This window comes from Mesorhizobium sp. WSM4307 (assembly GCF_007003945.1).
GTDB lineage: Bacteria > Pseudomonadota > Alphaproteobacteria > Rhizobiales > Rhizobiaceae > Mesorhizobium.
The window spans coordinates 137,314-149,504 of sequence record NZ_VFTB01000002.1; the positions used below are offsets into that span (position 1 = coordinate 137,314).

At 63.7% G+C, this 12,191-nt stretch carries 14 protein-coding genes; 2 read left to right on the forward strand and 12 right to left on the reverse strand.

Annotation, left to right across the window (positions count from 1 at the left end; all coding sequences use genetic code 11):
• Window positions 1-131: 131 nt before the first annotated feature.
• On the reverse strand, window positions 132-539 hold the full coding sequence (locus FJV83_RS04200; RefSeq protein ID WP_095770689.1) for a 4-oxalocrotonate tautomerase family protein: 408 nt from the start codon (window positions 537-539) through the stop codon (window positions 132-134).
• Between the two features lie 114 nt (window positions 540-653).
• Between FJV83_RS04200 and FJV83_RS04205 the strand changes: the two genes are divergently transcribed.
• Window positions 654-1,517 (forward strand): LysR substrate-binding domain-containing protein, encoded by an 864-nt coding sequence (locus FJV83_RS04205; RefSeq protein ID WP_142875505.1) that lies wholly within the window; start codon window positions 654-656, stop codon window positions 1,515-1,517.
• A gap of 181 nt (window positions 1,518-1,698) precedes the next feature.
• Here FJV83_RS04205 and FJV83_RS04210 read toward each other — a convergent pair whose 3' ends face one another.
• On the reverse strand, window positions 1,699-2,607 hold the full coding sequence (locus FJV83_RS04210; protein WP_142886380.1) for a DMT family transporter: 909 nt from the start codon (window positions 2,605-2,607) through the stop codon (window positions 1,699-1,701).
• Window positions 2,608-2,667: 60 nt separating this feature from the next.
• Window positions 2,668-3,555 (reverse strand): DMT family transporter, encoded by an 888-nt coding sequence (locus FJV83_RS04215; RefSeq protein WP_142886381.1) that lies wholly within the window; start codon window positions 3,553-3,555, stop codon window positions 2,668-2,670.
• Window positions 3,556-3,781: 226 nt separating this feature from the next.
• Between FJV83_RS04215 and FJV83_RS04220 the strand changes: the two genes are divergently transcribed.
• The gene (locus FJV83_RS04220; protein WP_095770931.1) at window positions 3,782-4,288 is read left to right on the forward strand and encodes an OsmC family protein; all 507 of its coding nucleotides are present in this window, start codon (window positions 3,782-3,784) and stop codon (window positions 4,286-4,288) included.
• Between the two features lie 49 nt (window positions 4,289-4,337).
• Here FJV83_RS04220 and FJV83_RS04225 read toward each other — a convergent pair whose 3' ends face one another.
• The 9 genes from FJV83_RS04225 to FJV83_RS04265 all read right to left on the reverse strand — a co-directional run bounded on the left by FJV83_RS04225 (window position 4,338) and on the right by FJV83_RS04265 (window position 12,103).
• Window positions 4,338-4,556, reverse strand: a complete 219-nt coding sequence (locus FJV83_RS04225) for a hypothetical protein (protein ID WP_015318519.1) — start codon at window positions 4,554-4,556, stop codon at window positions 4,338-4,340.
• A 172-nt stretch (window positions 4,557-4,728) separates the two neighbouring features.
• Window positions 4,729-5,370, reverse strand: coding sequence for a hypothetical protein (locus FJV83_RS04230; RefSeq protein ID WP_142886382.1), 642 nt, complete (start codon window positions 5,368-5,370; stop codon window positions 4,729-4,731).
• 112 nt (window positions 5,371-5,482) lie between these two features.
• Window positions 5,483-6,223 carry an SDR family NAD(P)-dependent oxidoreductase gene (locus FJV83_RS04235; RefSeq protein ID WP_010915156.1) on the reverse strand — a complete coding sequence of 247 codons (741 nt, stop codon included), beginning with the start codon at window positions 6,221-6,223 and terminating at the stop codon, window positions 5,483-5,485.
• 24 nt (window positions 6,224-6,247) lie between these two features.
• A complete protein-coding gene (gene purF, locus FJV83_RS04240; RefSeq protein WP_019857255.1) occupies window positions 6,248-7,717 on the reverse strand; it encodes an amidophosphoribosyltransferase in 1,470 nt (489 codons plus the stop codon).
• A gap of 103 nt (window positions 7,718-7,820) precedes the next feature.
• The gene (locus FJV83_RS04245) at window positions 7,821-8,480 is read right to left on the reverse strand and encodes a CvpA family protein (protein WP_142877881.1); all 660 of its coding nucleotides are present in this window, start codon (window positions 8,478-8,480) and stop codon (window positions 7,821-7,823) included.
• A 47-nt stretch (window positions 8,481-8,527) separates the two neighbouring features.
• A complete protein-coding gene (gene radA / locus FJV83_RS04250) occupies window positions 8,528-9,931 on the reverse strand; it encodes a DNA repair protein RadA (protein WP_095770683.1) in 1,404 nt (467 codons plus the stop codon).
• Between the two features lie 66 nt (window positions 9,932-9,997).
• The gene (locus FJV83_RS04255; protein ID WP_019857258.1) at window positions 9,998-11,488 is read right to left on the reverse strand and encodes a replicative DNA helicase; all 1,491 of its coding nucleotides are present in this window, start codon (window positions 11,486-11,488) and stop codon (window positions 9,998-10,000) included.
• Window positions 11,489-11,511: 23 nt separating this feature from the next.
• Window positions 11,512-11,877, reverse strand: coding sequence for a hypothetical protein (locus tag FJV83_RS36850; protein WP_246691793.1), 366 nt, complete (start codon window positions 11,875-11,877; stop codon window positions 11,512-11,514).
• Window positions 11,878-11,977: 100 nt separating this feature from the next.
• Window positions 11,978-12,103, reverse strand: a complete 126-nt coding sequence (locus tag FJV83_RS04265) for a DUF1428 family protein (RefSeq protein ID WP_245317998.1) — start codon at window positions 12,101-12,103, stop codon at window positions 11,978-11,980.
• Window positions 12,104-12,191: the final 88 nt, after the last annotated feature.

A 12,191-nucleotide genomic window follows, 5' to 3' on the forward strand; every position in this document is an offset into this window, starting at 1 on the left:
TCTCTCCCAACGACTTTTGTCATCGCGGCTCTTCCGCGGCCGCCTCGGCGCAGAGGGTAGCGCAAGTGGGCGCTAGGTCAATGTGGGAAGAGACGGTGTTGCTTCTCCCCCGGAGGGAGAAAGAACGACCCTTACGCTGCCTTCAACCGCCCGCTGATGAAACGGAACTCCTGCGTCTTGCCGCCATAGCCATAGGCGGCTGCCGGAACTTCATGCACGAAGGCATAGCTTTCCTCGTGCACACTGCCCAACAGGCGGCCGAAGGCATCGAAGAGGGCCTTGAGATAGGCGTCCAGCTCGAGCTTGGTGTTGGTGCCGTCGACCACCTTGATATCCAGCCAGAACGTGTTGGTGCCATGCTCGGCCAGCGACTTGCCGCCGGCGAACCAGTGCTGCGGATCGACATAGGACATGGCAACGGCGGTGATCGTGGGATCCTTGCGCAATTGCGTGGCGGTGATCTCGGTTATTTCCCTGGCGATGCTGGCGGACAAGGCGGCGTCCGGCTTGCCGGTGACGCTGATATTGATGATAGGCATTTTTCGTCTCCTTGGTTTCCAGCGGCGTCTGATTGCCGTTGGACAGACCATGCCACCATCATTGAGTCAAAAAAATCGAATTGTTTTCAACAGAAGATTCGATATTATCGAATTATGGAAATGTTCGATCCAGATCTGCTCAAAACCTTTCTCGCTTTCGTCGACAGCGGTTCGCTGGCGCGGGCGGCTATCAGCGTTGGCCGTTCGCCTTCGGCGGTGACCACCCAGATGCAGCGGCTGGAGGAGATCGTCGGCGAGCCGCTGCTGGCGCCGCAGGGCAGGGGCCGCGGCCTGACGCCGGCCGGGGAGGATCTCGTCGGCCACGCCAGGCGCATTCTTGCCGCGCACCGCGAGGCATGGCTGGCGCTGAAGGGGGCGCGGGCAGCCGGGCGTGTCGCCATCGGCACGACGCAGGATTTCGCCGACAGCGGCCTGCCGGATCTGCTGCGTGCCTTCGCCACCAGCCATCCGCGCGTCAGGATCGAATTGCGGGTTGGCCGCTCCGCCGAACTGACGCAGGCGCTGCAGGCCGGCAGCCTCGATCTGGCGATTGTCATGCGCCAGGCGGCCGCGCCGGACGAGGTCGGCGTGCTGCGTGAGCCGATGATGTGGCTGTGTTCTGGGAAAGGGCTCGCCTGGCGGCAGGAAGAGTTGCCGCTGGCGCTGCTCGATCCCCATTGCGGGTTTCGCGAGGCCGCACTGGCGGCGCTCGATGCGGCCGGCCGCCGCTACCGCATCGCCGCCGGCAGCGCCAGCCTGGCCGGCCTGCGCACCGCGGTGAATGCCGGCGTTGCGCTGACCTTGCGAACCCCGCGCTTTGCCCATTCCGGCATTGTCGAAGCGCCGCGCGAGCTGGGCCTGCCGCCGGTTCCGATGGCCGAATTCGCGATCCGGCTACGTGCCGATGCTGATGCTTCCGCGGGAGATCTGGCGGCGCTGCTCAGCGGCAACCTGGCCCTGTCCCAGCCGCCCGGCTGATTTGGCGCCAGTCTATCGCAAGAAAACGCCGACCTGCGGTCGGGCCTGTTTAGAAAGAAAAAGCCGACCTTGCGGTCGGCTTGGAGTAAGACGGGCCGAGGGGTTTGGGGGGACTCGGGGGGTGGCCCGTCGCACCAATAATGTCTGAGTCCGATGATGGTTCCGTGACTGCGTCACTTTTTTAAGAAATATTTGACGCAGCCTGCTGCGAGCGGGCTGTCAGCCAGTCGCGGCCTGCATGGGCGAACACCGCGCAGAGCACGATGGCGCCACCGACCATACTGGCGAGAGGCGGTATCTCGGCCAGGAAAAGAAAGGCAAACAGGATCGCGAACGGCACTTCCGCCGAGCCGAGCAAGCCGGATTCGGGCGCCGGGATGAGCCGTGCGCCTTCCGTCCAGAGGATCGACGACAATGCGAAGGATGCTCCGAAGGTGACGAGCAGAACGGCGTCCCTTGCCGAAACCGCCAGGGGATCGGTGACGAACCAGCCGAATATGAACAGCAGGAAGGCTGAAACCGCGCCGGCCCACACAACGGGCGTGTCACGGAAGGCGCGCACCATGATCATGTAGAGCGCGCTGCCGGCCGTCATCAGCAGCGCCAGGCCATCGCCGAACAGATTGCCGGTGCCGAAGCCCGACCAGACCATGATGGCCACGCCGCACAACGATACGGCGGCCGCAAGCATCGTTTGCAGGCGGAAAGGCTCGCGCACCAGCACCCAGGCCAGCAGGGCAGCAATGAAGGGCGACGTCGCATAGATGACCGCGACATTGGCGACATAGGTGAATTTGAACGCCGAGATGAAGGCGATACTGGCCAGCGCTCCTTCCACTGCCAGCAGCCAGCCGCGCCAGCCAAGCCGCAGCGTGCCGCGGTTGCCCGAGCGGTGACGGCGCCACAGCACATAGAGGCTGATCAGAATCGAGCCGATAAAGCCGCGCCAGCAGGTGATGGTCAGCGGATCGGCGTGGATCGACTTGGTCAAGACGCCGGTCAGGCCGAACACCGCGGCAGATGACGACACCAATATGATGCCAAGTGTACGTTCGGAGGCTTCGGGTTTGGCAGCTGCGACGTCAGTCATGCCGACAACCTACCCCGTCCGGTCCTGACATCGTAGGGTCAGCAGTGAGTGTCATCCCCATCACAGCCGCTTGCGGAAATGCTCGCCGCCGACGATCAGCAGCCCGGCGGCGATGATCAGGGAGGCACCCAGAAACACTTCGCGGCGCGGCACGTCGCCCCAGATCGCGAAGCCGAGCGCGAACGCCCATAACAGCGAACTATATTCGAGAGGCGCGAGGATCGATGCCGGCGTGCGCTTCATGCCTTCGAAGAGGAGATATTGCGCCAGACCGCCAAGCGCGCCGACGCTGGCGAGAAGCAGCAACTGGGCCAGATCAGGCGTATGCCACCACAACAGCGCCGGCACCGTCGAAAACACCAGGAAATAGAAATTGTTGAGGAGAAGCTGGATCATAGAGCGCTCGGCAAGCGCGGTCTTGCGCAGGAGCACGATGGCGATGGCCCACAATAGGGCGGCCGCCAGCACCAGCAGCACCGGCACGGACAGGCCGAGATGGGTCGGGTCGCAAGCGACGAAGACGCCGGCAAAACCGATCAAAACCGCCAGCCAGCGCGACATCGGCACCTTTTCCCCGAGCAGGAACACCGAAAACATGGTGACGATGATCGGCGCTGCGTAGTAGACGGTGGTCAGCTCGGCGAGTTGCAGGCTGCGCGCGGCGTTGTAGTAACAGAGCCAGGCGGCTAGCGTGAACGCGCTGCGCACCAGCATCGGCCGCACGATCTGCGAGCGCACCGTGTCGGCAAACAGCTGTGGCCCGCCGATCGCCGCGCAGGCGCCTAGAATGGTGATGCTGCGGAAGAACATGATCTGCCAGACCGTCATTCCGGTAACCAGCAGCTTGATCGAGGCGTCCTGCGTCGAAAATAGGAGATAGGCAGCACCGGTCAGCAGGATTCCGGCGAGAACCCTTTCGCGTGTTTCGAGAATGGCGACATCGGCCATAAGGCGCGGACCAAAGGTGCGGGAAGCGACAGGAATAGCGTGAGGAACTCTGCGAAATCAGGCCTCGGCTCCCAGCTATACGGGTGAAAGCCGACACAGCGCTACGCCAGCCCTGAGCTTGCATTGGGGCAGGGATTGCTTGCTTCCAGGACGCGATCGGCACTTATATCTGATATCTGACGAAGCCATGCTGCTCGCTGGCCGCAAAGCGAAAGAGGCAACGAAAATGGATGCAACCGCACTCAAGGCCATGCAGGCGCCGCTGAAGCAGGCTTACCGCGACGACGCCTCGCAGGCACTGATCACGCTGAGAGCGAAGGGCTCGATCGACGATCAGTCGGTGGCCTGCAAGGTCGAGACGGGCAGGGCGATCGCCATCGCCGGCCTGCATCCGGCAACCGGCGGCTCGGGGCTTGAACTCTGCTCCGGCGACATGCTGCTGGAAGCACTGGTGGCCTGCGCCGGGGTGACGTTGAAGGCAGTGGCGACGGCGCTCGAGTTCAAGCTCGGCGCCGCCACGGTGGAAGCCGAAGGCGATCTCGATTTTCGCGGCACGCTCGGTGTCGCCAAGGACGCGCCGGTCGGTTTTCGTGCCATCCGGCTCAATTTCGCTCTCGACACGGATGAACCGCAGGAGCGCATCGATGCACTGCTGAAGCTGACCGAGCGCTATTGCGTGGTGTTCCAGACCATCAGCCAGAAGCCGGAATTGACAGTGAGTGCCCGGCGCTGAAATCAGAAGGCCCGCGGCAAGCGGCCGCGGGCCCTATTGCATCAAATCCCTACTGCGCGGCCGGTTCCTCGGCATCGCCCTCGTCGGTGAAGGGCGAGGCGCTCGGCACGCACTGCACCGACCAGCCCGCCGGTGTCGGCTGCTTCTGATATTCGGTGATGGCGGCGGTGCACTGTTCGCGCTTGTCGAAGGTACTGGGCAGCACCACCATGCCGCCCTGTGGGCCGGCGATTACCAGATACCAGACCAATGCTGCGGTGGTAGCCATGGGAGTTTCCTTGTTCTGCCCAGTTTGGGCTCTCGCTGTTGTGGGAGTCGCTACGATCCTAACAACTCCGGGGAAATGACGAAAGGATGACCGCCGCGCAGCTTTTCCCCCTCAGATCACAGCCGTGTGATGATGTGGCGGATCTCTGAGTAGGGTTTGCGACCTACGCTGCTCAGTTGGTTGCAAAGCAGTAAAACAACCCGTCGCCGCCAGTACCCTTCAGGGCCTCCTGGCTGCAGCCGCCGCGTGAGGCATGCGAGGAATTCCACGACTTTGCCGCCGCCGAATCGTCGAGCCCGGTGCGGTCGTGGTGACCCATCATCGCCGCCCCTTCGGCGCCGCTCATCGTCCAGTCGCCGCAGGTCTGGTCGGCGATCCTGGTGCCGTCGGGCTTCGACCCGGTCAGCATGTCATGCCGGTTCGGCGTGTCGCCGCGGCCATTGACCACTTCGCCCCTTTCGTTGAGCGCCGTCTGTTTGGTGATGCCGTTGGCGTCGCTGTGCAACGAAGCGACATCGTCGGCGATCTTGACGCCCTCGGCGTTGAACCAAGGACCCTTGCCGATGCGGTCGCGGGCATCCTCGGCGCTGGTCGACAGATAGGCATGCCAGCTCTTGCCGATGACGCCGGCAGCTTCGGCCAGCGAAGCACAATGCGCGTCGGCACCCTTCAGGCCGCCGAGATCGGCGCCCTTGCCGGAGCCGACACTGGTGATGAAGAAACTCATCTTGGCATCTTGCGAGACGGCCACACCTGATGTCGCGCCGAGAGCGGCCACAAAGGCAGTAGCGGCAACGAGAAGAAGTCTGCGCATATCGATCCTCCGGTTTCGAATGTCCTACGTTCGAAGAACGTAGCCGGAGGGTCTTTTAATCCCTGACATAGGCCACCAAGCGATCCGGGAGCCGTCAAACCAAGGTGTGAATTTATTCGGGCTGCCTGTAAGCGACGAAGCGATTGTGCTTGGCCTGGAAGATCAGCCCGGTCTCTTTCAGCTCCGGGCTGGCCAACGGCACGATGCGCTTGGCGATCTCTGAAGGATGCGGCAGCGTCTCCGGATCCTCGCCAGGCACGGCCTGGGCCCGCATGGCGGTGCGCGTGGCGCCCGGGTCGGCGGCATTGACGCGCAGCGGCAGGCTTTGCGTCTCATGCGCCCAGGAGCGCATCATGGTCTCGACCGCCGCCTTCGATGCCGCGTAGGGCGCCCAGAAGGCGCGCGCCGAATGCGCCGCGTTGGACGACAGGATGATGGCCCGGCCGGCATCGGAAAGCCTGAGCAGCGGGTCGACCGAGCGTATCAGCCGCCAGGTCGAGGTGACGTTGATGGTCATTACCTTTTCGAAGGTCTTGGCCTCGACATGGCCGATCGGCGAGATGACGCCGAGCACGCCGGCATTGGCGACGAGGATGTCGAGCTTGCCCCAGCGCTCATGGATGGCGCCGCCCAGCCGGTCGATGCCGGCCATGTCGGCGAGGTCGAGCGGCACCAGCGTCGCCTGGCCGCCGGCCGCCTTGATCTGGTCGTCGAGTTCCTCCAGCCCACCGACCGTGCGCGCAACCGCGATGACATGCGCACCGGCGGCGGCCAGTTCCCTGGCGATGAAATAGCCGATGCCGCGCGAGGCGCCGGTGACGACCGCGACGCGGCCGGTAAGGTCGAGGGTCATGCGAGAATTTCCGTAAGGTCTGGCCTATGCCCCACTGTTCGCCAGCAGCGACAGCGTGCGCACGTTGTCGTGGCCTTCGAAGTCGAGCAGGCGGGTCGGATACTGGCCGGTGAAGCAGGCGTCGCAGAACTGCGGTTGCTCATCGTTGCGGCTGGCCTCGCCGACGGCGCGGTAGAGGCCGTTGATGGAGAGGAAGCCGAGCGAATCGACACGGATGAATTCGGCCATCTCTTCCACCGACATGCGCGAAGCCAGGAGCTTCGATTTCTCCGGCGTGTCGACGCCGTAGAAGCAGGATGCGCTGGTCGGCGGCGAAGCGATGCGCATATGCACTTCCCGGGCGCCGGCGTCGCGCACCATCTGCACGATCTTCTGGCTGGTGGTGCCGCGCACGATCGAATCGTCGACCAGCACCACGCGCTTGCCCTCGATCATGCGGCGGTTGGCGTTGTGCTTCAGCTTGACGCCCATGTGGCGGATCGAATCACCGGGCTGGATGAAGGTACGGCCGACATAGTGGTTGCGGATGATGCCGAGCTCGAACGGAATACCGGCCGCCTGGCTGAAGCCGATCGCCGCCGGCGTGCCGGAATCCGGCACCGGCACGACGATGTCGGCCTCGACCGGGTTTTCCTGTGCCAGCTCGGCGCCGATGCGCTTGCGCACCTCGTAGACGTTGCGGCCTTCGACCGAAGAATCCGGCCGGGCGAAATAGACGTATTCGAAGATGCAGAAGCGGGTCTTCTGCGGCTCGAACGGGAACAGGCTTTCAATGCCCTTGGAGGTGACGACGACCATCTCGCCGGGTTTCAGGTCGCGCACGAAACGCGCGCCGATAATGTCGAGCGCGCAGGTCTCGGAAGCGAGGATCCAGGCGCCGTCGAGGTCGCCCAGCACCAGCGGGCGGATGCCGAGCGGATCGCGGCAGCCGATCATCTTCTTGGCCGTCATCGCCACCAGCGAGAAGGCGCCTTCGACCTGCCGTACGGCGTCGATGAAGCGCGAGTTGAGGTCGCGTTCCTTGCTGGTCGCAACCAGATGCAGAAGCGTCTCGGTGTCGGAGGTCGAGGAGAAGATCGCGCCCTGCTTCTGCAGCGCGCGCTGCACCGTCATGGCGTTGGTCAAATTGCCATTGTGGGCGACAGCGAAGCCGCCATCGGCCAACTCGGCGAAGAAGGGTTGGATGTTGCGCATGCCGGCGCCGCCTGTCGTGGCGTAGCGCGTATGGCCGATGGCGCGGTTACCTTGCAGGCTGTCGATGACGCGCTGTTTCGTGAAAGTGTCGCCGATCAGGCCGACATGGCGTTCGACATGGAACTGGCTGCCGTCATAGGAAACGATGCCTGCCGCTTCCTGGCCCCGATGCTGCAGCGCATGCAGGCCGAGAGTGACGATTGCCGCTGCGTCCTGCCGGCCGAAGATGCCGAACACACCGCATTCGTCGTGGAAATGGTCGTCGGCCTCGGCGGAAAGCACGTCGTCTGCGTCTGCCATCTTAAGCTCCGCTAAAATCGCCATATAATGCGGGTTCGCGTCGAAAGCAACGCGCGCCGTGCAGTCGTTCACACCATCGTCTGTTCAGGCGCCCTTTCGGGGGTCAGTTTGCCGGTGCTGCCGGTGCTGGCTTGGCTGCGTTGTCCGCGGGACCAGCGTCATTGTCGTCCGGGGCCGGCGCATTTGCATCGTCACCTGTTGCCGGCACATCCGCCGCTGGCGCATCCGGGGCGGCCGGAGTCTCGCCACCCGCTTTCGGGCTGAGCTTCTTGAGGATTGCGTTTTCGGTGTCGGCGGGCAGCAGGTTCTCGATCTTGGCGCCGATCGATTCCAGCAATGGCCGTGATTTGGCGTCGGTCACCCAGGCCGGGGCCTTGGCGCCGGCCAGCCAGTTGAAGAACAAAAGCGCCACCGCGACGACCAGGATGCCGCGCGCGGCGCCGTAGAGAAAACCGAGCGTGCGGTCGAGTGCGCCGATGCGCGAATCGATGATCCAGTCGGCGAGCTTCATGGTGATGACGGAGACGACGATCAGCGCGACGATGAAGACGACGCCGGCGGAGGCCGCCATGGCGATCTTCTCATTCTCGATGTAGGGCTTCAGATAGGGCAGGACCGGCTTGTAGAAGAAGAAAGCCGCCGCCGCTGCCGCCGCCCACGAGACGACCGATAGGACTTCGCGCGAAAAGCCGCGAACCATGGCGAGCATCGCCGAGACCAGGGTGAAGCCGACCAGGATTCCGTCAAGCAGCGTAATCGGCATGTCTTTCGCCCCGCTCCGATCTCTTTTTCACGGCTCGGCGAGCCGTGTCATTCTTCTTCGTCCACGCGGCTTCGACGTGAGCCGGCTATGCGCGCGACGAGGTCGGCAAGCTCGGTGGGCTGGAAAGCACCGGCCCCGATCCCTCCGGCAAGTTCCTCGCTGCCCAAGGGCAGAACCGCGCTACCAAAACCCAGCTTTTCGGCTTCCTTGAGGCGCTGCTGCGCATGCGCAACCGGCCTCACGGCACCCGACAGGCTGATTTCGCCGAAATAGACGCAATCGGCGGGAAGGGCAAGACCGGTGAGCGAGGAAACCAGTGCGGCGGCGACCGCCAGATCGGCCGCCGGCTCGCTGATGCGGTAGCCGCCGGCGACGTTGAGATAGACGTCGTGCTGGCCGAAGCGAACGCCGCAATGCGCCTCCAGCACCGCCAGCACCATCGACAGTCGCGCACCGTCCCAGCCGACTACTGCCCGGCGCGGCGTGCCGAGCGAGGATTGTGCCACCAGCGCCTGGATCTCGACCAGAACCGGCCTTGTGCCTTCCATGCCGGCGAAAACGGCGGCACCCGGCGATTTGGCATGCCGCTCGCCGAGAAACAGCTCCGACGGGTTGGAGACTTCGCGCAGACCCTTGTCCGACATTTCGAAGACGCCGATCTCGTCGGTCGGCCCGAAGCGGTTCTTCACCGTGCGCAGGATGCGGTAATGGTGGCCGCCTTCGCCCTCGAAATAGAGCACACCGTCGACCATGTGCTCGACCACGCGCGGGCCAGCGATCTGGCCTTCCTTGGTGACATGGCCGACCAGCACGATCGCGGCACCCGTGGATTTCGCATAACGGATCATCGCCTGGGCGGCGGCGCGCACCTGGGTAACCGTGCCCGGCGCCGAATCGGCAAGGTCGGTCCACAGCGTCTGGATCGAATCGAGAATGACCAGGTCCGGCCGCTTGCCGTCGGCGATCGTGGCAAGGATGTCCTCGACATTGGTCTCGGCCGCCAGTTCCACCGGCGTGTCGGCGACGCCGAGCCGCTGCGCCCTCAGCCTGATCTGAGCGACGGCTTCTTCGCCCGAGACATAGACGATGCGGTGGCCTCGCGACGCCAGCGCAGCGGCAGCCTGGGTGAGCAGCGTCGACTTGCCGATGCCGGGATCGCCGCCGACCAGAAGTGCGGAGCCGCGCACGAAGCCGCCGCCGGTGGCACGATCCAACTCGCCAATACCTGAGATGATGCGCGGCGCGTCCTCGATGTCGCCGGAAAGGGTGGTCAGCACCACCGCGCGGCCCTTGCGGGCATTGCGCGTATTGGCAGGCCCCGAGCCGATGCCGCCGGAGGTTCCTTCCTCGACCAGCGTGTTCCATTCGCCGCAGGCATCGCATTTGCCGGCCCAGCGCTGATGCACCGATCCGCAATTCTGGCAGATGAACTGGACGCGCGATTTGGCCATCAGGTGTGGCCTGCCGTCGGATACGCGCACAAAGGTGCTGGAAGGGTCGAGGCCTGTCTCAAAAGGTCACTCAAACCTCTCCGCAATATGATGCTCTTCCGCAAGATCGGAGAAGCGGGTGAATTCGCCGTGGAAGGCGAGCGTCACCGAGCCTGTCGGGCCGTGGCGCTGCTTGGCGACGATCACCTCGGCCTTGCCGCGCATCTCGTTCATCTCGTTTTCCCACTTGACGTATTCCTCGGTGCCAAGCTTCGGCTCGCGGTTCTTGAGGTAATACTCCTCGCGGTAGACGAACATCACGACGTCCGCGTCCTGCTCGATCGAACCGGATTCACGCAAGTCGGAGAGCTGCGGGCGTTTGTCTTCGCGGCTTTCGACCTGACGCGACAGCTGCGACAGCGCGATGATTGGCACGGCCAGTTCCTTTGCCAGCGCCTTCAGGCCCGTGGTGATCTCGGTGATTTCCTGCACGCGGTTCTGCGAGGCCCTGGCGGATGAACCCTGCATCAGCTGGATATAGTCGATGACGATCAGGTCGAGGCCGCGCTGGCGCTTCAGGCGACGCGCGCGGGCAGACAGCTGCGCAATGGAAATACCACCGGTCTGGTCGATGAAAAGCGGGATCTTCTGCATGGTCTGCGAACAGGCGACCAGCTTTTCGAAGTCCATTTCGCTGATTTCGCCGCGACGGATCTTTGACGACGAGATTTCAGTCTGCTCGGAAATGATACGGGTCGCCAGCTGTTCGGACGACATTTCGAGCGAAAAGAAGCCGACCACGCCGCCATTGGCCGCCTTGAACGATCCGTCCGCCTGCTGCGCCGGCACATAGGCCTCGGCGATGTTGAAGGCGATGTTGGTGGCGAGCGACGTCTTGCCCATGCCCGGGCGTCCCGCAAGCACGATCAAATCGGACGATTGCAGACCGCCCATGCGGCGATCGAGATCGCGCATGCCGGTGGCAAGACCCGACAGATGGCCGTCGCGCATATAGGCGGCATTGGCCATGTCGACGGCGGTCTTGACCGCGTCGGTGAAGCTCTCGAAGCCGCCATCGTAGCGGCCGGTTTCGGCCAGTTCGAACAGGCGGCGTTCGGCGTCCTCGATCTGCTCGGAAGGCGACATGTCGACCGGCGCATCATAGGCGATGTTGACCATGTCCTCGCCGACGGTGATCAGCGCGCGGCGCGTGGCAAGGTCGTAGATGGCGCGGCCATAGTCAGTGGCGTTGACGACGGTGACGGCTTCGACCGCCAGACGCACGATATATTGTGCCACCGTCATGTCGCCGACCTTCTCGTCGGCCGGCAGAAAGGTCTTCAAGGTGATCGGCGTCGCCACCTTGCCCATGCGGATGAGCTCGGCCGCGATCTCGAAGATCCTGCGATGCAGGGGTTCGTAGAAATGGCCCGGCTTCAGGAAGTCGGAGACGCGGTAGAAGGCATCGTTGTTGACGAGGATCGCGCCGAGCAGCGCCTGCTCGGCCTCGATATTGTTCGGTGCCTCGCGATAGAGCGGTTGCTCCGCCACGCCGAATTTCCGCGCTGCCTCTGCCATGATATCCCCGATTTCAAACCCGATCAGTCGCTAGCAGAGGCGATTGATGAGGCATAAACAAACTTTGACTTATCCCGCTTGTGCACACGATTCACAGCGTCGAAAAAATTTGTGCGCGCAGGGTACGAAATTCGATTGACGAATCGAGTGTCGAAGATACCGGCGCGGAAAGAACAAAACAAGAAAATTCCGATGCTTGTCCAACCGGAATCGCCGGACTGGAGCCGCCCAAGTCGCGACATGATGAATCGCTGTTCGGCCGGCTGGCGGGCGAGTTCGAGAGCCTGTCGATAGGAGGCTCTCGCTGCCTCTGTCAGGCCAAGCCGCCGCTGCATATCGGCCCGCGCCGCATGTGCCAGATGGTAGCCATCGAGGCCGCCTTGTGCCATCACGATCTTCGATCGCCGCCAGACCGGCTTGCGGCCCGTCGCGCATGCCAAGGGGCGGCGGCACGGTTCAGCGTGACCACCGGAGAGGGGGCGACGCACCTCAGCACGTCGTAAACCGGGTCGTGCCGAATTCCTTCAGCACCGATGCCGCCTCGGTGACATGCCTGCGATAGGTTTCCTTGCTGGCGGCGGGCACGGCGGCGACAAATCCTGCGATATAGTTCACTGTCTTTCTCCTGTTGGCTGATGCTGCTTGCCGCTTTGGCTTCCCGGAAGCTCCGAGAACGCCAATGGTCGAACGGCCCAGCCTGGAT